Source organism: Vibrio sp. RE88, assembly GCF_013113835.1.
In the GTDB taxonomy this organism is placed as follows: Bacteria; Pseudomonadota; Gammaproteobacteria; order Enterobacterales; family Vibrionaceae; genus Vibrio.
On the sequence record NZ_VTYQ01000006.1, the window covers coordinates 25,069 to 45,349 of the forward strand.

The window sequence follows — 20,281 nt, forward strand, 5'->3', positions numbered from 1 at the left end:
TCGTCAAAAATCAACCAACATTTCCCAAAATCGTTGTCTAGTCGCGGAAGAATTGTCTCGGTGTGTGATGTACTGGGCGTGTGATTTCGAAGCCGCTGATGGTGAAAGCTTGATACTCCACATTGGGTCAATCTGGTTTGGTACCATGGAATAGCGAACATCAATAACGCTCAGTTTGTCATTTGGGTGGATAGACAGATAACCGTTTGAAAACAGGCGAAAGCGCTGAAGATCGTTAGCCTGTTGTGAATTCTTCTCTAGCCATGGAAGATCTCTATTCGTGTTTAATTTGGCAATTGATTCGCCTGTGTAAACTTTGGTAGAGCTGCCTACCCTAATGGCGTCTACGTGGTAGTGCTCCTCTATTTCATAAATCACTTTCCACACCAGCAAATTGGCAAAGCTCGGTTTCACCTCCATTCGGCTTGGAGAATGATTTCTCTCTTGGGCCAATTGCCAGCCCTCATTGTAAGCTCTCTCTTTTTGTATGATTCCAAGGGATAGATAGGTTAACCCCCATAGCAAAGCGATCCTTGCTCCCCAAGGTGTTCGCTTTCGGAACGTAACGGCAAGGCATATCAAAATCGGTAAAGTAAAAATGGGGTCGACTACGGACACCATGTTCCATGCATACCGCTCTTGAGAAAAAGGCCAAATCAACTGAGTGCCATAGGACGTACAGGCATCAAGCAACGCATGGGTACTAAAGCCAAGTGCGCAATATAACCAACTTTGACCAAACTTTAGCCCACACCTTCTAGCAAAGAGCCAATGCAAGACCAAAGCACAAAGTAAGCTACCGAAAGGGATAAATAGAAGAGAGTGAGTAAACTGTCGATGGTACTCCAGAAACAATAAAGGATCGCTAGAAGAGCGAATAAGCACATCCAAATCTGGTGACATACCTGCAAGCATACCCAAACCACCAGCGACGAGTAAGTGCTTTTTATTGCCTACTGACTGAGGCAACGCCGCCCCAATTAACCCCTGCGTTAACGGATCCATCTTTCTCCCATCATTCGCTCTCCCTTTTCAATAACTGAAGCTGAATTCTAGTACAACTGCTTGATTTAATAATGCATTTTTCACGCCACTTTTTGAACATAGTTGGACTGATAAAGCTATTCCAGTTTCGAGAATCTCTTTGGTAGAAAAACGAGGGATAGAACCAAGAAAGATTAAAAGACGTCTCCTATTACTCTGAGTAAAACAACGTAACCCACCTCACTCTGCGAATAGATCACGTTGTCTTACTTAGTGCCTAGCGCCGCAGCTCGGTTACTTGTTCGAAGCCAATACCCCAATTGTCTATGTTTACCTCGTCGATAACGACAAAGGTCTTCTCTGGTTCCTTACCTAGAACATCGACCATGAGCTGCGTGCAACCTTTAATAATGGCTTGCTTCTGCGATTTGGTGACACCGTCATCTGTAACTTTTACATTGATATAAGGCATTCCTTTCTCCTGCACTTAATTGTCTAATCTGATACATCGGTATACATTTTACTGACTATACGCCACTGATTTTCTTCCTTTAGGAGCCCCAAGAAATCAATATAGTTGAAGCTAAATAACGGACAATGAAGCTTCACCATCGCCTGATCTTTAACTATATCGATAGAATCAATTTTGAATTTGAATTCAAGGCCCAATTCATGTGGACTTTTCCTTTCTGCTACATCGGTTAACCACTGTGTCATGCTGCGACGCAGGTTTGGGCTTTTAAGGTAAACATCTGAATGAAAAATACTTTCCAGTAATACGACATCTCCTCTATGCAGCCCGTCGAAGTATTTTTCGATAATGGCTTCTATCTGATGATGCCCTTCCTTGTTATATCTATTCCCATGCATGATCAGCCCTTATTTATCTCAGATGCGATACGCTGCGACTCGATTGTGCGAACGAAACTTGGCATTGCATGAATTGCCTCAATCATGCCGCGACTGCGTGGTCCGATATGGATATCAACCGGAAAGTACTCTCCCCAAGTTGCATATACCGCAAGTAATATATCTGCGGCACTTGGGACATCTCCACCTAGAAATGCTTGCAACTCAAGTTTGCTCTCAACATAGTTCCACAAAGCCGTAATATCATTTGCTGCTTTGTTCATCGTTGATTGTTTGATTTCATCGTCGTCTATATTGGCCGAGATAAAGAAAAGACGACCATACGCGGGATGCATTGTGGCATTGGCAAACATGATGTTTTGAATGGCATTTTGGCGAGCGAAACCATGAGTGGGTAACATAGCGCTTTGGTGCTTAGTCAACAGATGGATGATGATTGCGCCACCTTCGGTCAGCGTGTGCTCTCCATCAACCAGTACCGGAACTGCTTTAACTGGTGCCAACGTTTCAAAATCTGCGGCTTGTGCTCTATCAACAATTTTCACTTCTTGCCCAAGCTCAAACAAAATAACTTGTGTCGCGATAGCGCAAGTACCTGGGGCATAATAAAGTTTATACATTAGATTCTCCTAAACTAGATACTGATATTCTTGTTCTCACCTTTTGGTCAGCGACCAATTCCAGTGATGTGTCCATACTAGTTCAGCGATTTGTTTTCATATATAAGCATAATGTGCATATACTGTTCTCAAATTGACGACAGTAAATCACATGTAAAGGAATTAAATTGGACAAGTTACGTGCAATAGAGCTCTTCGTACGATTAGCCAATATAGGCAGTTTCACTAAAGTTGCCGAGCAAACGGGCCATTCAAAATCGATGATCAGTAAGGAGATCTCTCGCTTGGAGAGTGATATAGGTGCACGCCTACTGCATCGCTCCACTCGTAACGTTCAGCTTACCCCTGTCGGGCAGGGGTACTTGCAACGAGCCAATAATATCTTGGAAAAGATGGCCGATGCAGACAGCTTTGTGCAAGACTTACAGGAGCAACCGCGTGGTAAGTTAAAGATCAACGCACCGATGGCGTTAGGGATCACGGATTTATCCAGCTTGTTTGCTGAGTTTATGTCTTCCCATCCAGATATCGAGCTCGATATCCACCTTGGTGACGAGCAGGTAGATCTTGTCGAGCATGGTTTCGACCTCGGTTTTAGAGCGTCAAGTCAGCCTATTGATGTTAATTACGTTGGTAAACCACTAACTCAGTTCAGCTATAAGGTTTGTGCCTCACCAGACTACATTTCAAGTCACCCCCAAATCTTGAAACCTAAAGATCTCAAAGAGCATAATTGTTTCGTTTACAGCTACTTTCAGGGTAAAAATGTGTGGCCAATTGAAGATGGCGTTGCGATAAATGGCCGCTTAAAGGTCAACAATACGATGTTCATGATGGAATCAATCAAGAAAGGACTTGGGATTGGTTTTATACCGGATTTTGTTGCACAAAGTGCAATCGACAGCGGTCAGGTAGTAGAAATACTCCCCGATTCGAAGAAGCTCCAGTTGACATTGTACGCCCTTTATCCCGCTAGGCACCATGTATCAGCAAAGCTGGTTTTATGTATCGAGTTCTTGCAGAAGTGGTTTGAAAATAAAAGCAGCCTTCAAACGCACAGCTGATAATGTTCGCGGTTCTAAGGAAGCATTATCAACTGTGCTAACGTGAATTGAGACGATCCTTAGCTCAGTCGCTCGCTTTCTGCTGTTCCTTTGTTGCTAGATCCACTTGTTGGTCAACGAAGTTGAAAAAGTTATCTGCGCTAATAAAAGGGTTATTAGAGTTCTCCTCACCCACTCTATCTCGGTTGGAGAACAGGTTGTTTTTATGAGGGTGATTAGACAAGTTAACCGTTACTATTGGGCTACTCTTGGCGATTTTTTTGATTCTTTTCATGCTCGCGAAGTATTGCTTAGCGAGAGCAGGATTTTGGAAATTGACTCCATGCCCACCAACGACAAAAGCGCGATATTCGCTTCCGTCATCTTTAACTAAGAAATCAATCGACAAGTCACCTTCGGTATGCCCTGGTGTGATGTAAAACTTAAACTTTGTGTCGCCTAACAAAACTTCAGATTCATCTTCAGCAAATTTAAAGACTTTAGGTGGCATGAATTTATTCTCACCTTTACTCTTTTCCGATTGCTTTTTAGTTAGCTCTAAGCCCTTTTCTGTCATGATCACTTTTGAATTGTAGATGGACTGGAGAAATTCTGCCCCACCAACATGATCGGAATGTCCATGCGTTACAATAATATAGCTCACCGCTTTATCGCCTAACCCCAACTTGTGTAAGTTTTTGGGAATCCATTTGCTGTATGGGAAATCCAGGGTATCGATAATCACTAATCCAGATGATGTTTCTATCGCATAGGAAGAAACCCATTTGTCGCCAATGTAATAAACGTTGTCGAACATCTTAAACGGCTCGATATAGCCGTTTTCAGCACTCATCTTAGGTATACCCGTTTGAGAAAATGTTGATGCTGACAAAAACACTGTCATCAAACATAGAATTAAGCGCATTCCTTTCTCCCTAATGCCAATCAATAGCCAAAGTTCCACCGCCTTTACCGTTTTAGAATTAAACGTAGGTGTTTAATCTATGCGAGACTACCATACTGAATGTTCAAACAGTACGCTTTTATATGCATTTAGCTGAGCATTCAATAACTTGGTATGGCGCTTGACTACCACACCCTGCTCTTACACCAAATGAAAATCATCGACTCAAGGAATAATGACAAAATGTCATAGAAAGACAGAATTTATAAAAACGTCTAAGAATCATTCACAAGCGATTCTGGCTAAGGTATACCTGTATCAATTCCAATTACGCAGTTCTGCATATGCGCATATTGCTGACCATTCACCCTAATAGTTAGCTGCTTCTTAACGAAAGTTGATCACAGTTCTAAAAGCTATTGGAATGCAGCGATATAGCCGCAGCTAAAGTAAGAAAAATCACACATTTTTCAAGGTACTGATACTGCTATATTACCTTGCTGAAAGTGATTGAGATATCGATACGTCAAAGGCAAATAAACAGGTATGTTCTCATGAAAGTAAAAATCGGGGTTACATTCAGGACTGATGGCAGAGGTGACGCTCATTCTAACTATGACTGTGCTGCTATCAACAGTATCAATTTGTTAAAAAATGACAAAGGAGAGCCCCTTTTTCCTTTTACTGTCGAAGCTGTTACTTTGCCAAAAGGTGTTTCTGGCTCTGAGACTCCAATCCATGATGCTTCATGGACGGACCTCGATGGTATCGATATGCTCTATATTCCAGGCGGGCCTTTTGCAAACGATACCCAAGTGGCCACATCAGCAGAGTCGTCTACTGACTATTTAAAAGAAAAAAACTTTAATCGAGTTAACCCAAGTCCGACTAAAGCATCTGATATTCGAAAGCATAAAGAACACCAATTCCGTACTCAGTTCGAGCTTAAGATGATTGGTTATGCCAGACAACGTGGTATTCCTATTCTCGCTGTGTGCGCCGGTTCTTGGCGCTTGTTAGAAGCATACGGTGGTAAAGTCAGAACGATGGAACTCAATGAGAGAGCGATACACCACAACCCAAAAAATCCGTGGAGTATCTCTCATGCCGTTAAGTTGCTTGGCGGCAAAATGCTAACTCAACTCATGCACAAAAAAGGAGTCAGCCCTTCAGATTTAGCGAAAGTAAACTCCACTCATTGGGCAGTAGCCGTAACAAGAGATCACCTGTTAGAAAGTCGGGACAAAGACACAACTGAAGTCAGTCGGCATTTAGAAGTTAGTGCAGTATGTCAGGATACGAAAACGGTCGAAGCCTTTGAGTCTCTATATGGCACGCCTGTTTTAGGAGTCCAGTGGCATCCAGAATCTTATTTACCCACTATGCCCGGTTTACCCGATACGCCAACTGATGAGGCATATCAGACAGCCATGAAAAGTCAGGCAATATTCTCTTTCATGGTTTGGGCAGCCTATGTCAGGCAAAAAGGCGTTCAGTCAGTCGCCGACGAGGTAAGAAAAGAACATGCCGCCTACCAACACCTAAAAACGGCCAAAGGTCTGTACACGAATAAAGATTTCGATAATGGACGTACGGCGATAAAACAGGCTGAAATTGCACTTCGCCCAGATACGTGGACACCTAGAATGAAAAGGCTTCACCAAGAGCTGTTAAAACTGATGGAGGCTCCCAATTGAGGCTGAAGACACACCTCCAATTAGACATTGATTTGGCAACAAGCCCCTAACTTTACTGCGCTCATACATTGAGAAATGGCAGCGTACCGATGAGACCGCTGCCATTCCAATATTTTTGTTACTTCCAGGGGTGAGCGGGTTGTTCTGGACCCGATGCCCATTTGTAGCAACCACCGCCGGATTGTTTGCCGCCATCGCCGCAACTATTAAGCTCATAGCATTGTTGCTTGCTCAGCTCCCCTTGAGGCGCTGGCACCCAGGAGAAATTGTCATAATTCTCCATCCAATAACAGCTTAAGCTGGGCAACGGGTTCGCCAGACTAAAAACAAATGAATAGTCGGTGGCGTAAGACTTACCCAACTCCTCTTCGGCGTCTTGAGCCACACTGGCATAAGCATGACAAGATAAACAGTTAAAACCCTGAGCATAGGTTTCCAGCATGGTGTTTGCCACGGGGACTTCACTCAAGGTTGGCGTTGCGCCGCTGGTAGATAGCGGTGTAATCGGCGGCTTTCCTGGAGGTGAATTGTCATTAACTGCCGCTGAAGACCAGAGGGTATTCACCAGTTGGTAGTTAGCGAAAACAGAGCTGGCGTTGGTTTCTGTAATCAGGGCCTGAGCGGCGGCATTAATGGAAGCCACCTTATTGTCTGTGGTGTCTTGGATCTTAAACAAGCGCGATACCTGGATAGGATACGGATTACAGTCTTTCGTACCATCTAGATAAAATGCGGGTGATACATTAACGTCACAGCTAGTTTTAGTGGTAGGCACATCATTGACCGTTTTCGCAGTACATTGGGGTGGAACGTCCATCTCCGTGCAACTTTCGGAATAAAAGTTGTAATCACCCAAGTTTTTGGCAGTTGCTAGGTCAGCGTTGTCTGGTGCGTTCATTTTATGTTCAAAAGTTGCCCATATCCATTGTGGTTGGGATGCGGTCTTATGGATAATGTGCAACCCTACTAAAGCGAGGGTTTTATCGCTGCATGTTTGTGTAGTTTCATCGTAAACAGATGCTGTAGTGAGCTTGTAATCTGTCTTCCAGTTGCCTGTCTCAGGGTTTTCCACTTCCAGCCAAGCGGCTTTTAGTTCTAGTCCCCCCAGAGTCACATCGTCCGAGGGCTTCACCCCAATACCCAGAGGCATTGCGATGTTTTTGTTAGCTTTGATCATATCTACCTGACCATTGGTGTTGTACAGCTCATTATCTACGATGAAATCGTACTGGTCCTTGCTGAACAAGATCTCGTAATACACCAGATTGCCACGTTTGTCAGCCAGCCAGTTGGGGTTATCACTGGGGAATGCCTGAGCCATATCTCCGGACATATTGAAGGTACCACCACTTCCCTCGGAGATACTAGCCTTACGGGAAGAGCTCATGATTCGGTAGGCTTTGTCATCGCTGACGCAGCTTTCCGGTGTAGGTCCATCTCCCCAGGGGGATGTGCGCGCACCAAAGGCTTTGGGGTTTGCACCGTTAGGTAAAAACACCGCATCAGAGTTAGCGTAAGTTTCCCATGTCGATACTGGTTGCATATTTCCACTACCCGGTTTGCCAAAGTCTGTAGCCTTAGCACTGGAGCTGGGCTGTCCGGGAGTTTTAGTATCGGCTGGCCAGTTGAGACCAATGAATACCTGCCAGGCAAAGCAGTTCACACCATTTTGAGAGGTGATCATGGTGTCGCCTGGCACAAAGTCAGATACGGATGGTGCATTTAAGCAGGCAAATGAAGTCAATGACTGTTGTGATGATGAGCCACCAGAAGATGTAGTGGTGGCCATGGAGGCAAACGTACAGCTGACAACCGTTAATGCACAGGCAGCGGCTTTCAAATAACGCATGGTTTTTTCCTTGTTCAAGTGGTGAATTTCCATGATTGGCCCTCCTATGCATTGATGTAGATTAAGCCTGGCATGGGCTGAGCTGCGTCTGTCGACGCAGGGTTTTTAAGAACGAGCCCTCGAAGTCCAGCTGTCGCAAAGGCCGAAACACTCACCGTGATGTAAAAGTTGAAGTAGCCCCCCTGACTACCTGAACCACCACCCACAGGCGTACCGTCCGAGGTCAGCACTTTATTGACCACGACACTTACGTTTGGGTCAATAGTCGTACCATCACGTTCATATACTTCGATGGTTGCCGTATTGGCATTATCTGAATCACTTATGTAGTAGGCTTGCAAAAGTACATCGGAATAGATTTCGCCTGCTTGCATCGTGACAGGCAATGCCACAAATGGAGGGTTGGGGTTGACGTTAGTCATGGCCTTGTAAACTGAATCGCCAATGAGAAGAGCGGGATAACCATTGGGCTCACCGGTTTTCTGCCCTACTGCAGGCAACGGTGTTTGAGGCTCAGCATCGCCCGCCGGCACAGCCGTAGCGGCAATACCTACTTTGAAAGTATCGGCAATTTGTCCTGCGTATTTAATGGCTTTGGGTTGTTGACTTGGGCCGCTACTACCACCTTCAACTAAAGTACCAATAGTCACATCTTCCAGGGTATAGCCCTCTGGTGCTGAAAATCGCATGTGCAGGATCTGATCATAGGTTTGTCCGTCCTCTTCAGCACGACGACCACGTACTACACTAAACCAGTCATCAACGGTGGTTCCTTCCGGAAATGTATAATTACTAAAGTCCGGGGCCTGTAAATACAATCCAAGTGGATTGGTCAGCATAACTTTGACGCCAACGTTTTTAACCACCTGATTCACCTGCTGACCAATGTGGGGATCACTGTTACGATAGGGGCGTCCAAAGGCACCAGCACACACGAGGCTTTGCATGTTGTAGTTCTCAGGAGCTAGGTCTCTAAGAAGAGTTGCCTGAGAAGCCAGTAGGATTTCAGCGCCAATGGTATTGGGCGGACTGGTCAGGTGAATTGCTCCGCCGCCATCTTTTGTGGCAATGGTACCACTATTCCATTTGTTAAGTGGATTATAAGCTGGGACGCCAGTGAAGGGATCGTTAACAACATTCCCGTTTTCATCAGTGAGCTGTAAATCTTCTACTTTGACGACGTTACCGGTGTTGAGTAACTCGTTATATAGATCTGCCACTCTTTGCGGTGACACCTTCCAAAGGGTGTACCAGTATTCAGGGTTTTCGCAGGTATAGTTGATTTGGGTAATTTGGCCCTTGTCATTTCTCACTACAGACCATTCACAATACTCATCCAGCCAGCCTCTTGGTCCAAGTGGATCGTAACCATTCCAGGAATCTGGTAGTTCAGTTGAATCACTGGTGACATCTCCCCATGACATTTGCGGGCAAGTTTTTTCTGGTATTTTAAAGGGAAGTCCATTGTTGGTTGGAAACTTGGGCAGTTTACCTGAGTAATCCACATCACCAAAATCAGCTAGATGAAACACTTCGCCATCTGTCATGTTGTAGGGGCTTTTTTCATTGGCTGAAAAATAGATTTTCAGACGGTTTGGAAATGCCGTCCAAAACACTGATTCAACGACATTGATGGCAAGTGGAAATTGAATATCTGTCCTGTTGGCATACCAGTCGCAAGGGGCCTGATAGGTTGCCGTCCATGGGTTGCTAACAATAGCAGCTTGGTTGGCAGCATCCAAACCTGTGTTCCACAATTCATCCAGCTTATTCTGTAGTGTTGGATCATTGGGAAAGTCTTGCACTAATGCAGGGGTCAGATAAATATTGGAAGAATCCGCGTTATCGTTTCCATTCATGAGTAATATCCTATTTATTAAATAGACAGGTAACTGTTTATAAATTCCCTTCAGGAATCATATAGAATATGTATATGGTTTCATATTGTGCAAATTGTTTCTTTCTTTTGATGTGTTGTAATGGCGCAAGCTGTCGGTAAACCCTACCTAATTGATCAAGTAACCTGAAGGGGCTTCCCCTCAGTGGTTAGCACAACTTGTTTGAAAGGTGAATGAAGAAGGGGTCTAAGGTTTGCGTTTCTCTAGGCGGAATGAGCACTTATCACCGACATGCTAAGCAATAAAATTATCATCCTATGAACCGTAAACAACTGATTGAGCGTGTATCACAACAAGCAGAGCTCTCTAAACAAGAAGCGATAGCGTCACTAATTGTTATCATCGACGCCGTGATATTCCCTACGTTCAAAGGCGCCCACTGAAGGTATATTATGAGCCCAGATACTTGTCACTCCCAGCCTTGCACACCGAATGTGTTCCCTCTTCAACTTCAATGACAAACATTCTGTAGCTGTTTATAAAGCCATAGGCATTGCCGTGACTTTGTCGTCTCTGGAGCTAAAAACAGTTGTGCAGCAACCTTGTTGAACAATTAAGAAATAAGTGCGGAACGGTGGTTTCGTAATTTGGCTGCGGACTATTACCGCACTTATCGCTACGTGGGTGATTTTTATGGGCGGGCTGCACATTATCCCATTTTATCGAAGAGCTAACTGCCTATAAAAGGTTTGGGGCAAGAATGAGTTAGAGCAATCTATCGAGATTATTTCTGGGCTAGATTACTCTCAGCCCAGATTGATTTCCTATCTTTGACTGTTTACTGAAGCAGCAGAGCAAGCTGACGGATACCAGGGCTCACATCATCTGAAAGCATCAATTGGTTTAGTTTTTGTTGTAAGTTATCAATGACTTGATTTCTCTTTTCTAAATCCTTTCTTAACGAAGCATTAGCCGCATTTTTCGCAGCCAGCAACATAGCGTTAGACTGTTCCTGCTGCTTGGCTTTTTCACTTGCTAGGTGAAGTTGTTCGTCTTTGTCTTGAACTTCACGGGTACGTTCATCCCGCTCCTGCTTAACTGAGGTCAACTCATCAGACAAGCCAGACACCTTGGTAGATAAACCAATGATTTTGCTAGACATATCTGACGTCCTCATAGACGTCGCACCAGACATCACTTCAACTGTAAGTTGGGATTTGATCTTATCTTTATGCTGTTTGAGTTCGTTGTCCGCTTTTTCTTTCGCCTTCTTGGTATTGTCTAAGTTAAAGCCCAGTATCTTGTCCCCTGCCGCACCAGCGCCAAGTTTGGCTAGCTTAGTCGTCGACATCACACTGCCAGCCGTACCGAGCACGGACGGTACAGAAACAGTGCCAGCGAATAGTGTGCCTATTGTCAGCCCAAGTCTTAGTAAAGCCGAGGTGGCTTTGGACCAGTACTGCGCTCTGTCGTCATTCATGCCCATTTTTTCAAGCAGCTTATACGTTAAATTGGAGATGGTATCTGAGCCCATTTTCAGCCCTTCACCACCATGCGCCTTGCTATACCAATCTGCGGCTGCGCAACCTGCATCTGAAACCGCGAGAGCAAATGCCACTCCTGCCGCAGCGACAAGCGGTACCCCAAGGCCACCACTAAAGACAGTTGCCGCAATAGCCAGCCCTAATCCCACTCCTGCTATCGCAACGTTAAACAGCTCTTTAAAGAATGTACATTTTGCTACGTCTACCCCTGCTTTCTTAGCTTGATCGTAGAGAGCCGTCGATTTTTCTAGCAGTTGCTTTGATTCTGTCGTCGAAGTTTCATGATTGCTTAAATACTCTTTCTGAGCTGGCGTAGTGGCTAAATCTAGATGATCGACCGTATCCGTTTGGCTTTTTAAAGGCACTTGTGAAATATCAAAGCTTCTTGCTTCTTGCTTAGAGGAAGATTTCGGCATCGCTAAGTCTAAGTAATTGAGGCCTGCGAGCTGTTGAGAAGAAATCTCTATTGGCATGGTAATACTCCTACTGCTTGTTACTGAGTAATCTCATCGAGTAAGGACTGAGCAAGCGCACGAATCTCCGGTTGCTCCGGAGTAATAAAGCTTTGCTCAATACAGGTGTGCAACGCATCTACCGCTTCTGAGTGCTTTTCCAGCGAAAGATAACATTGACCCATTCTGAAGGTCACCCCAGCGTCACATGCATTCATTAAGGTTGAATAGCCGTAGAAGATCAGCGCATGTTCAAATTGATCTAACGCGTGCAGCGTAGAGGCCATACCAAACATGTATTCGCGTCGCCAAGGGTTGTTCATCACCAGATAGGTAAAATGTGTCAGGGCTCCAGGCATATCTTCATCCTGATATCGCTCTAGTGCGCTTTGATATGCCTGATCTAATTCTGACTCTTCAACACCATTTAATTGCGCCAGAGTTTTATGCCCATTAACGACGTCTTGAATGGATTCGGCGACTTGGTTAATGTCGACTGGAAGGAAATTTGTAGTTGTCATGAGATATTCCATCATCGGTAAGGCACCGAATGAACGGTGCCCTACATTTGGTTTGCGTAAAGAACGGATTAGTTGTGAACCGCTGATGCGATACGCCCGTGAAGTTCGACTAACTCTTTGACTAATGAACGCATCTGCTCTGAGATTTGACGTGCTTTGTCACTGAGTTCGTTGACATTTTTGGCGTAATTTTGGGCGTTCATCGCTTTGAATTCGCCGTCCATTTTTTCCATCTCAGCGTCTTTAGTAATGGAAGCTGAGACCATAGAGCCTGCCCCATCAACGCTTTTTCCGAGCGCCTGACCTAGGTGGGTCGCCCCTTCGCCAAATTTTGACGTTGCTCCGACACCGACCATACCAACGACTCCTGATAGGATCTGTAAGCCACCGGACCAAGCTGCGGATTCAAATGCACTCTTAATTGCATCTCGTTTAGTGTCCATCGACGCTTTTTGCACATCCCATCCAAGCAATTGCTGCTTCTGGTTATACTCTTGGAGCACGTTACGCAGCTTTTTAAAGATCTCTGCCAGTTTGACAATCAGTTCGTTAAGCTGAGCAATCGCATCCATCGCTTCACTGCCAGAGACATCATGGTCGTAGTTCGTTGAGCTTGCAGCATTCACTGGTGCGTTGTTTGAAACTTGTACTTCACTCATAATTTCCCCCTTAGCTACACTGCTGATGTGGCAATGCGAGCCTGTAACATGCCTGTTTCATTGATCACTTTGCTTGCACCATCTAAGGTGTCGCCTTGTTTATCAACCAAGTCTTTGATGGTTTTGGATTGTTGTTCTTTGGCTTTGTCGTACCAGTCGTAGCAGAACTCCATCAGGTTTTGTTTCAGGATCAAATCTTCAATTTGTTTTTGAAGTTTCGCTTTTTCTTCAGTCACAATACCGCTGGTGATGGCTTTGCCCGAACCTGCTGATGCACGAATAAGATCAAGTGAGGTATAGGTACACGCTTTGATGACGGTTTTGATGACTTCATTGCGCACCATGGTAGTTACCTGCTTAGTGATCTCTTGGGCAGTAACCTGCGCGCCTTTCTCGATGGCCGCGGTCGCCGCTTTTTCTACCGATTTAGTCACGAGTTGCTGAATCGCTTCTTCACTGAACGCTTTACCTAAAGACTTAGCGATTTGGCCACCCCGTTCAGCGACTTGCTCTACGCCCTTGCTCACGCCGCTCATCAACTGTTTGCTGACCTGCTCTGCCACTTGTTCGGAGACTTGTTTACCAACTTGCTGCGCAATGTTTGTGACTTCTTGAGTAGAGCCTTTGCCGATGCTTTCGACTAGCTTCGGTGCGGCTTCTTTCATTGCGGTTTCAGTGCCTTTGGCGATAGAGCGAGTGGCTGAAATAGCTCGGCCTGCCTGGAAGATATCCAGTGCCATGCCCACGATCTCCGCACCCAATTGCACTTTGCCTGCGACATCAATGACTTGCTGACATTTCTCTTTGTCCGCGCCACAAAGAATTGCTGTTTCCGCGGCAGCTTTGACCATGCCGGCAATACCCGCAGTAAGGTAAGCCGCGCCGCTGGCCATATCCAATGCCCCGCCTGCTACGTCCCCTACGGCTATTCGCGCAGCGCCTTCAATCAGTTTGAATACACCGACAATGGCTTCGACCGCGCCGACGATCCAGTCGAAGATCGCAGCGAAGATGCCGCCTTTGTGAGCTTTCTCAGCTTGCTCGATTCGCTTAGCGAGCTGCTCCTGAAACTCTTTGACTTGTTGGTCACGCAGTACGGCTTGGGTATCTGTCATTAGTCGACCGGCTTTGGCCGCTGAATTTGCCGTATCACCAAATGTCTTCAGTCCTAGGTTCGCTGCCATAAGAACCATGTCGTTCATAGAGGCTTTTTCTAGCTGACTTACTGTGACGTTGTCACCCTTATGGAATGCAGATAATACGCGCTGCAATGCCTGACTTGCTATGTCTGAGCTGACCACGCCCGTTTTTGTTTCGCGGTCGATTACATCAACAAGGCCACCGGGGGTTCCGGACGAAGGTAAACGTGCTTTGGTTTCCTTAGTTTTATCAAGACGCTCAGTATCCGATGTGCCCGTTACTGGCATTTGAGTATTGAAGTTAACACTAGTCATGATGCACCTCCTGAGTAAATTGAGCTAAAGCTTTGTTGGCTTTCTCTGCGATCTCATCCCAAACTCCGTCTGGGTGACAATCGCATACGCGTAATGCCGCTTTGTAGGATTTGATGGCGTACTCTTTATTACCAACAGCCAGATAGTTATTGCCCGCATAATAAGGGCTACGAGGGTCTTCCACTTTGACAATGCCTGCGCGACCAAAGCAGAAAATCGCTTCTTCGTGCTCTTTGAGTTGCTGACAGCATGTGCCTAGTGCAAAGAAGTAATCGAAGTTCCACTGGTCGATTTTCATTAGTAAATAGAAGATTCGCTTGGCACCTTCGTAGTCCCCGTAGTTCATTAGCTGGGTTCCGTATCGATACAGAAGATCGAGATCTTTCTCTTCAACATCAGCCAACATTTTGAGTGAGCCGCCTTGTTGCAAGAATGTCTGCAAAGTTTCAAAGTCTTTCTCTACCATAACGGCCCCCTATCGGATGTTCTGTGCAATGGACTTGTTCATCTCTGCCAGCATGGTTTGCATGCTGTTCAGCAGGCTGACAGTCACGTTGTAGGTTTGCATGATTTTCTGAAGCTGAAGCTGCGACTGAGAAACAAAGTCGGACGCACGGTTAGAGACAGTATCGAGTGCTGCTTTTACCGCTTTGAGTTTGCCCTGATCTAGACCACCAGCCGCTTGCAGTGTGTCAGCGATGTGCTGCATGTGTTCTTTGTTGATCCTCTGACCAGACATGTAACCCACTTCAGGTAGGCTCCAGATGTAGTCGCAAGCCCGCTTTCCATCGACCTTAATGCCGTGTTGATCCATATAGCTCACAACATCTTGCCAGCTGTATGACTGCATCCCCTCTGGGCCACTGGCGTCAATTTTTGCTTTTAGCTTGTCGAGATATTTAGCTGATGGATCGTTGGTTTTGAGGTAATCGCTAATCGACTTACCATCGACTGAGAAACCATTGTCCTTCATATACTTGATGACTTCAGGTGGTAGCTGACCTGTTGCTTTGTCGCCCTCTTTAGCGACTCGGGCAATCACTTCATCTACGCGGTTAGCCATATCCTGAGCAGAGCGAGATACATCAGCTTTGGCTTGCATCTGACCGTATTTAGCATCAGCTAATTCAGACAGAAGATTCATGAATAAATACAATACCGCTACGCCACCTGACAATACGCTATCGCCTTTAATAGCGTTTTCAATTTCTACTTTGTCATTTTCTTTAGACAAAGGAGCACTCACGCCGTTATCAACTTGAAGCATAACAACTCCTTACTATTATTTTATTGAACAGATTTATCGTTTAAGTAATTAACGAATATTCTGAGCGATGGATTTATTCATTTCAGCCAACATGGTTTGCATGCTATTTAAAAGGCTGACGGTCACGTTGTATGTCTGCATCAATTTTTGTAATTGAAGTTGGGATTGTGAAACGAAATCTGACGCTCGATTCGATACGGTTTCTAGCGAGGCTTTAACTGCTTTTAGTTTGCCCTGATCAAGGTCCTTACCATTTGCCTCTAGGTATTTATCAATGGTTTTTCCATCGACTGTAAACCCGTTGTCTCTCATATAGTTAATCACTTCAGGATCCAGTTGTCTTGTGGCCTTATCACCTTCTTTAGCGGCTTCCGCGACTTTCTCATCGACACGGTTTGCCATATCCTGAGCGGTACGTGACACTTCAGATTTTTTCTGCATCTGAGAGTATTTTGCGTCGGCCATTTCAGACAGCAGATTCATGAACATATAAAGCACGGCGATACCACCGGACAGTACAGTATCACCACGTGATGCAATGGTATTTTTAATATCTTCACTTTGTTGAGAGTTGATGATGCTAGTACCTTGAGTACCTGATGTATCATTAAGATTAACAGCCATAATATTTTCCTCTTATTAATAGGTTATTACTACAAGCTGGGTTCTAAATTGGAAATCACCATTTAGCATCTCAGTTTGTAATTCTATATTACCGCTCGTTTGATCTTTTGATTTCTAATATCCCTAACTAGTATAAATTGGTGGTTCGACCAGTTTATTAGATATATTTTCGAATATTAAAACAGGTATAAAAAAACCGGCATAACAATATCGCTATACCGGTAAGGGACCACAGTGGTCATTGACGAATAAGAGATGAACTTTAGAGAGTTACATATATTTCTTTAACACTCGTTTTTTGGGCTTAGGAGATGATTCCGGCTGCTGATCTTCTGAATCTCCCATGGTTTTGAACCCTTCCTCCAAGCTTTTAAAGTTGCTCTCAAGCTGAGTTACTTTTGACATAATGGCTTGCTGAGAGTTTTGAAATCCCTCGGGAAATGCCTGGTTCAGCTTTTCTAATTTTCTACGCGCTTCTGGATCATGCGCAGATTTTTCGACCAGAATCTGAATTTCATTCTGCAGTTGCTCGAATTCCTTCATTTGCTCAGCAAGCATACTGCGACGGCTGTTGAGGTCATCCATTACGGATTTAATATCGTTGAATGTATCCATAATTTTCTCCAGTTTTTAAAGTGGTACGGTAGAGTTCGTTTGATATATAGAGCTTGTTACTGATATCGCTTAGCCAAAATACTGATCACGTCTTGAGCAGCGTAAATGGCATGGTAGAGACTTTCCGCAGTCTGTTTTGATCCTTTATTCAACTCATTTCGAGCCGCTTCTAACTGAGAAATCAATTCGTCTTTGCTTTCAGGGTTTTCCTTAAGCGTGGATTCCAGTTGTGTAATTCGAGCCATAACGCCTCCTATAAAATGAATGGTATGTGTATAAGTTCACCATCTCGACTGAGGTCCAGCCCTTTCAAATCAATGTGACTTACCACATAACCGCTATCGAGTTTGCTGTTCAATTTAAGTCGAGTTCCGTTGCTAAGCTCGACAAATGGGTGGCTGCTGTTACCACCAAAACTGACGATTTGTCCAGACAGATAACGGGATAAATTGTCCCTTACTGGAATGTTCTCAAATCGGACATCAATGCTTTGGCCTGTGTTCGCCATCAACTCACTACTGACCTGACGAATCTGACTGCGGACATCATCTTGAAACTGCCCCGTCACCATGATGCTGTCTTGACGACGTTCTACCATCAGTCCTTGAAGCAATCCTTTCTCCCTAAGTGCTTCAATGAATTTTTGCACGTAACCACCAATATCGTTTGCCACTTGCCAGTGCTTCAGCCCTTGAATTTGTTCTAGTTCACGAGTCACTTTGTCCCATTTTTCACCAGATTGAATCGCACCTGAGATTCTGACTTCACCCATTCTTCGTGATGGAAGAACGTTGATGTTCTGATAACCATTTGCGCTCAATACCGATTCCACGTTGCTGATCAATGTATCGGTGCAAACCGCCGTGGTGGTAAAACGTATCGAATGCAGTTTCAATCCTTCTTTTAATTTGGCCATCGCTGTTGAGTTGTCGCAGTAACCTGTCAATGTCACTACTCCATCAGAGCCCCAGTTTGCTTCAACCTGATGTAACGCCGGAACATTGAGTTGATGTTGTAACCATAATTGCGGGTCGAACACGGGTTGTGTTTTCGCCGGTAACATCAAGGTAAATGCCATTAGAACGATGGCAATCAGCGTCATTGCCAGCAACACCATATTTCTCCATCGGCTTTTGTTGGTTTTCACGTGCGCCGGTAACTTTTGCCACTCTAATGCTTGTTCTGCCTGCCCAAGGACTAGGCCAACACCACAAATCTCTATCGGCTCTCCCATCGGTAAGGCTTCTTCGGTATTTGCCAGAGAACCATTTGCCCAGACTTTGACTGTATCCCTGACAAACACACCTTTTTCATCAACCCTGATATTCAATAACTCACGCTCAGCAAGTGGCACCATAATGTCGCCGCTAGGCCCCATTGATAGATCGCCCTGAGGTAATCTCAGTTCTCTACCTTGCATTGGGCCTGTGAGCCATAAGAGTTTGGTACTGTTTTCCATAGCCACTCCCACTTATTGATTGACGGGTTCTGCCTTAATTAGGAACAGACGCATGACGCTTTGTTTGCTGTGGTCTGTACTACGGAAAAGTCCTCCTAGTAGCGGGATATCACCCAGTAATGGAATTTTGTTTTCTACGGTATGGTCTTTGTCCTGAACGAAACCGCCCAACAATAGACTCTCACCGGTTTTTAGCGTGGCTTGCGTTGCAATCTCTGAATTTTCAACCTGAGGTAATGGATCTTTGCTACTCACGGGTTTTGCTTGTTGGCCATCTTGAATATTTAGTGACAGCATCACTTTTTTAAAGTTGTTCTCATTGACCAGTCTTGGTGTCACTCTTAAAAGCGAACCTGTGGTTACGGATTCCAACTTGGCCACCTTCTCTCCTTCAATCTTGGTATAGAAGGTTACGTTTTTGTCCAACACCGCTTGAACATTGTTGAGTGTCACAACGGAAGGTCTTGATAACACTTTTGCTTTTGAGTTCTGCTCTAGTGCATTGAGTCGAACCATGAAGTTCCCGGTGTTGCCAATCACAGTCGAGAAGTTATCACTGCTCAAGCTACCTTGATTGAATGTGACACTACCTCCGCCAAATTTCGCTGCAGCAGACCAATCGATACCGAGTTGATTAAAGTCCGAAGTGTCGACATCAATAATGGTGACCGAAACTTCAATCATGGTTGGCGTAATGTCCAATTGCTTTATCAACGAGGCATACATCGCCATATCCATCTTGTTGGTTCTAATGATCACTGCGTTTTGGCGTGAGTCTGCTGAGAAACTGGTTGTGCCTTGATTACTGGCATCAGGCCCTTCATCTTGTTCCATTTGTTTAAGAACAGAGACCACACCTGGCACAGTAACGTCTTGGCTACGGTAGCTATATACGGTGTCTGTTGCAGAGGCGTATTTCAGTGGGAAGATTTTGACCGACTTCTGTGATTGCGCGTGTTGCTTAGAATCGTTGTCCAGTTGCTGAACATACTTACTCACTGTATTTACACATGCTGGCACACCGTTAACTTGGATGGCGTGTAAGCCTGAAATCGATGTCACTTCACACGCCACTTTGTCAATGAAACCCGCTTTCGCGATGTAGCGAGTCGCTTCCTGATTAGAGAGAGAAGACAGCGAAATTACCTCGTTGGTGACTTCTCTTGCTTTGTTAACATGCAACAAATCCCCGTCATAGTACCAGACTAAGCCGTACTGCTGCGCAAGCATGGTTAGGATCTGTTTTGGTGTCTGACCATCGATTTGACCACTGAAAGACTCGCTAATCTGGCTGCTGACTTCCATCGGGATTCCATAGTTCTTGCCCACTTCTTCAATCACTGACTTCAATGGCGTTCCACGGCTATAGAATACAAACGGCTCACCATGCCATTGAACTGCTGATATCGGCGCAGCATGAGCAAAGTTGATCGTAAAAAGAAGTAACCAGCATAGTAATTTCTTCATAGTTTGCTCCTCCAAATACGAGGTTTGCTGGCTGGAACAGGCTTCAACATTTCTTGCTCCAGATATCTGGACAATGCCAGTTGCATTTTTATAGAGGAAATCAGTGTTTCGTCATCAAGGTTATTTGGGTAGCAGCGCCACAATATCCACTCATCATCGCGATTTTCGAGGCTGCAATCCCAGCCTTCTTCACATATAGCGAGCACAAGAGACGCTTGCGTTGACCAAAGACGGTTTTGTGGTGGCTCAATTTGCATACCAATCGTCACGTAATGCTCTGACTGCAGCCATCGAAGTCTTCTGCTTGCGCATTGGCCTTGCCACTGGCTGTCATCTGATGTGCTATCCGTATCCAGATATCCCATCGCAATTAAACGTTCGATCATTGAGAACCTCTTTCTCTGATTTCGGATT

Annotated in this window: 22 protein-coding genes; 3 read left to right on the forward strand and 19 right to left on the reverse strand. The window is 45.0% G+C overall.

The annotated features are described in order from the left end of the window. Window positions 1-3: 3 nt before the first annotated feature. From F0265_RS15020 to F0265_RS15035, 4 genes are all read right to left on the reverse strand, one after another. Window positions 4-1,005, reverse strand: a complete 1,002-nt coding sequence (locus F0265_RS15020; protein WP_171749510.1) for a metal-dependent hydrolase — start codon at window positions 1,003-1,005, stop codon at window positions 4-6. Between the two features lie 256 nt (window positions 1,006-1,261). Then, the gene (locus tag F0265_RS15025; RefSeq protein WP_171749511.1) at window positions 1,262-1,456 is read right to left on the reverse strand and encodes a 4-oxalocrotonate tautomerase family protein; all 195 of its coding nucleotides are present in this window, start codon (window positions 1,454-1,456) and stop codon (window positions 1,262-1,264) included. A 23-nt stretch (window positions 1,457-1,479) separates the two neighbouring features. Continuing rightward, window positions 1,480-1,854: a nuclear transport factor 2 family protein gene (locus F0265_RS15030; RefSeq protein WP_171749512.1), complete on the reverse strand. Its 375-nt coding sequence runs from the start codon at window positions 1,852-1,854 to the stop codon at window positions 1,480-1,482. Window positions 1,855-1,856: 2 nt separating this feature from the next. Further along, window positions 1,857-2,474: a glutathione S-transferase family protein gene (locus tag F0265_RS15035; protein WP_171749513.1), complete on the reverse strand. Its 618-nt coding sequence runs from the start codon at window positions 2,472-2,474 to the stop codon at window positions 1,857-1,859. Between the two features lie 167 nt (window positions 2,475-2,641). Between F0265_RS15035 and F0265_RS15040 the strand changes: the two genes are divergently transcribed. Beyond that, window positions 2,642-3,538 (forward strand): LysR family transcriptional regulator, encoded by an 897-nt coding sequence (locus F0265_RS15040; RefSeq protein WP_171749514.1) that lies wholly within the window; start codon window positions 2,642-2,644, stop codon window positions 3,536-3,538. A gap of 64 nt (window positions 3,539-3,602) precedes the next feature. Here the strand turns inward: F0265_RS15040 and F0265_RS15045 are convergent, their stop codons facing one another. After that, window positions 3,603-4,442: an MBL fold metallo-hydrolase gene (locus F0265_RS15045; protein ID WP_171749515.1), complete on the reverse strand. Its 840-nt coding sequence runs from the start codon at window positions 4,440-4,442 to the stop codon at window positions 3,603-3,605. 533 nt (window positions 4,443-4,975) lie between these two features. On the opposite strand from F0265_RS15045, the gene F0265_RS15050 reads away from it, so the two are divergent. Then, window positions 4,976-6,118, forward strand: coding sequence for a gamma-glutamyl-gamma-aminobutyrate hydrolase family protein (locus tag F0265_RS15050; protein ID WP_171749516.1), 1,143 nt, complete (start codon window positions 4,976-4,978; stop codon window positions 6,116-6,118). Window positions 6,119-6,236: 118 nt separating this feature from the next. On the opposite strand, the gene F0265_RS15055 is transcribed toward F0265_RS15050, so the two are convergent. Both F0265_RS15055 and F0265_RS15060 read right to left on the reverse strand, forming a co-directional pair. Further along, window positions 6,237-8,000, reverse strand: coding sequence for a hypothetical protein (locus tag F0265_RS15055; protein WP_216607894.1), 1,764 nt, complete (start codon window positions 7,998-8,000; stop codon window positions 6,237-6,239). An 11-nt stretch (window positions 8,001-8,011) separates the two neighbouring features. Further along, window positions 8,012-9,724, reverse strand: a complete 1,713-nt coding sequence (locus tag F0265_RS15060; RefSeq protein WP_216607895.1) for a hypothetical protein — start codon at window positions 9,722-9,724, stop codon at window positions 8,012-8,014. A 398-nt stretch (window positions 9,725-10,122) separates the two neighbouring features. Between F0265_RS15060 and F0265_RS24695 the strand changes: the two genes are divergently transcribed. Continuing rightward, on the forward strand, window positions 10,123-10,248 hold the full coding sequence (locus tag F0265_RS24695) for a hypothetical protein (protein ID WP_268747682.1): 126 nt from the start codon (window positions 10,123-10,125) through the stop codon (window positions 10,246-10,248). Between the two features lie 395 nt (window positions 10,249-10,643). Here F0265_RS24695 and F0265_RS15065 read toward each other — a convergent pair whose 3' ends face one another. From F0265_RS15065 to F0265_RS15120, 12 genes are all read right to left on the reverse strand, one after another. Beyond that, complete coding sequence (locus F0265_RS15065) at window positions 10,644-11,822, reverse strand: hypothetical protein (RefSeq protein WP_171749518.1); 1,179 nt, start codon at window positions 11,820-11,822, stop codon at window positions 10,644-10,646. Window positions 11,823-11,842: 20 nt separating this feature from the next. After that, entirely contained in the window at window positions 11,843-12,322 is a 480-nt protein-coding gene (locus F0265_RS15070; RefSeq protein WP_171749519.1) for a type III secretion protein, read from the reverse strand. A gap of 68 nt (window positions 12,323-12,390) precedes the next feature. Then, entirely contained in the window at window positions 12,391-12,981 is a 591-nt protein-coding gene (locus tag F0265_RS15075) for a pathogenicity island effector protein (RefSeq protein WP_038159343.1), read from the reverse strand. A 14-nt stretch (window positions 12,982-12,995) separates the two neighbouring features. Continuing rightward, window positions 12,996-14,435 (reverse strand): type III secretion system translocon subunit SctE, encoded by a 1,440-nt coding sequence (gene sctE / locus F0265_RS15080; protein ID WP_171749520.1) that lies wholly within the window; start codon window positions 14,433-14,435, stop codon window positions 12,996-12,998. Beyond that, window positions 14,428-14,901: a SycD/LcrH family type III secretion system chaperone gene (locus tag F0265_RS15085; protein ID WP_019274671.1), complete on the reverse strand. Its 474-nt coding sequence runs from the start codon at window positions 14,899-14,901 to the stop codon at window positions 14,428-14,430. The genes sctE and F0265_RS15085 overlap by 8 nt, the downstream gene beginning before the upstream one ends. A gap of 9 nt (window positions 14,902-14,910) precedes the next feature. Continuing rightward, window positions 14,911-15,702, reverse strand: coding sequence for a secretion protein EspA (locus tag F0265_RS15090; protein ID WP_038159335.1), 792 nt, complete (start codon window positions 15,700-15,702; stop codon window positions 14,911-14,913). 48 nt (window positions 15,703-15,750) lie between these two features. Continuing rightward, window positions 15,751-16,326, reverse strand: a complete 576-nt coding sequence (locus F0265_RS15095) for a secretion protein EspA (protein WP_038159332.1) — start codon at window positions 16,324-16,326, stop codon at window positions 15,751-15,753. A 270-nt stretch (window positions 16,327-16,596) separates the two neighbouring features. Further along, window positions 16,597-16,941 carry a hypothetical protein gene (locus tag F0265_RS15100; RefSeq protein ID WP_171749521.1) on the reverse strand — a complete coding sequence of 115 codons (345 nt, stop codon included), beginning with the start codon at window positions 16,939-16,941 and terminating at the stop codon, window positions 16,597-16,599. Between the two features lie 56 nt (window positions 16,942-16,997). Continuing rightward, the gene (locus F0265_RS15105) at window positions 16,998-17,186 is read right to left on the reverse strand and encodes an EscE/YscE/SsaE family type III secretion system needle protein co-chaperone (RefSeq protein WP_006962246.1); all 189 of its coding nucleotides are present in this window, start codon (window positions 17,184-17,186) and stop codon (window positions 16,998-17,000) included. An 8-nt stretch (window positions 17,187-17,194) separates the two neighbouring features. Next, a complete protein-coding gene (gene sctD, locus F0265_RS15110) occupies window positions 17,195-18,400 on the reverse strand; it encodes a type III secretion system inner membrane ring subunit SctD (RefSeq protein ID WP_171749522.1) in 1,206 nt (401 codons plus the stop codon). Window positions 18,401-18,412: 12 nt separating this feature from the next. Further along, the gene (locus tag F0265_RS15115) at window positions 18,413-19,867 is read right to left on the reverse strand and encodes an EscC/YscC/HrcC family type III secretion system outer membrane ring protein (RefSeq protein WP_019276902.1); all 1,455 of its coding nucleotides are present in this window, start codon (window positions 19,865-19,867) and stop codon (window positions 18,413-18,415) included. Then, a complete protein-coding gene (locus F0265_RS15120; RefSeq protein ID WP_171749523.1) occupies window positions 19,864-20,253 on the reverse strand; it encodes a hypothetical protein in 390 nt (129 codons plus the stop codon). Before F0265_RS15120 ends, F0265_RS15115 begins: the two co-directional genes overlap by 4 nt. Window positions 20,254-20,281: the final 28 nt, after the last annotated feature.

Bases quoted from the DNA above. Each gene is read 5' to 3' on its own strand.
- F0265_RS15050 (WP_171749516.1), top strand. From the start codon at position 4,976: ATGAAAGTAAAAATCGGGGTTACATTCAGGACTGATGGCAGAGGTGAC.
- F0265_RS15100 (WP_171749521.1), bottom strand. From the start codon at position 16,941: ATGGATACATTCAACGATATTAAATCCGTAATGGATGACCTCAACAGC.
- F0265_RS15025 (WP_171749511.1), bottom strand. From the start codon at position 1,456: ATGCCTTATATCAATGTAAAAGTTACAGATGACGGTGTCACCAAATCG.
- F0265_RS15105 (WP_006962246.1), bottom strand. From the start codon at position 17,186: ATGGCTCGAATTACACAACTGGAATCCACGCTTAAGGAAAACCCTGAA.
- F0265_RS15030 (WP_171749512.1), bottom strand. From the start codon at position 1,854: ATGCATGGGAATAGATATAACAAGGAAGGGCATCATCAGATAGAAGCC.
- sctE (WP_171749520.1), bottom strand. From the start codon at position 14,435: ATGACTAGTGTTAACTTCAATACTCAAATGCCAGTAACGGGCACATCG.
- F0265_RS15035 (WP_171749513.1), bottom strand. From the start codon at position 2,474: ATGTATAAACTTTATTATGCCCCAGGTACTTGCGCTATCGCGACACAA.
- F0265_RS15090 (WP_038159335.1), bottom strand. From the start codon at position 15,702: ATGCTTCAAGTTGATAACGGCGTGAGTGCTCCTTTGTCTAAAGAAAAT.
- F0265_RS15020 (WP_171749510.1), bottom strand. From the start codon at position 1,005: ATGGATCCGTTAACGCAGGGGTTAATTGGGGCGGCGTTGCCTCAGTCA.
- F0265_RS15070 (WP_171749519.1), bottom strand. From the start codon at position 12,322: ATGACAACTACAAATTTCCTTCCAGTCGACATTAACCAAGTCGCCGAA.
- F0265_RS15120 (WP_171749523.1), bottom strand. From the start codon at position 20,253: ATGATCGAACGTTTAATTGCGATGGGATATCTGGATACGGATAGCACA.
- F0265_RS24695 (WP_268747682.1), top strand. From the start codon at position 10,123: ATGAACCGTAAACAACTGATTGAGCGTGTATCACAACAAGCAGAGCTC.
- sctD (WP_171749522.1), bottom strand. From the start codon at position 18,400: ATGGAAAACAGTACCAAACTCTTATGGCTCACAGGCCCAATGCAAGGT.
- F0265_RS15045 (WP_171749515.1), bottom strand. From the start codon at position 4,442: ATGCGCTTAATTCTATGTTTGATGACAGTGTTTTTGTCAGCATCAACA.
- F0265_RS15055 (WP_216607894.1), bottom strand. From the start codon at position 8,000: ATGGAAATTCACCACTTGAACAAGGAAAAAACCATGCGTTATTTGAAA.
- F0265_RS15095 (WP_038159332.1), bottom strand. From the start codon at position 16,326: ATGGCTGTTAATCTTAATGATACATCAGGTACTCAAGGTACTAGCATC.
- F0265_RS15085 (WP_019274671.1), bottom strand. From the start codon at position 14,901: ATGGTAGAGAAAGACTTTGAAACTTTGCAGACATTCTTGCAACAAGGC.
- F0265_RS15065 (WP_171749518.1), bottom strand. From the start codon at position 11,822: ATGCCAATAGAGATTTCTTCTCAACAGCTCGCAGGCCTCAATTACTTA.
- F0265_RS15115 (WP_019276902.1), bottom strand. From the start codon at position 19,867: ATGAAGAAATTACTATGCTGGTTACTTCTTTTTACGATCAACTTTGCT.
- F0265_RS15075 (WP_038159343.1), bottom strand. From the start codon at position 12,981: ATGAGTGAAGTACAAGTTTCAAACAACGCACCAGTGAATGCTGCAAGC.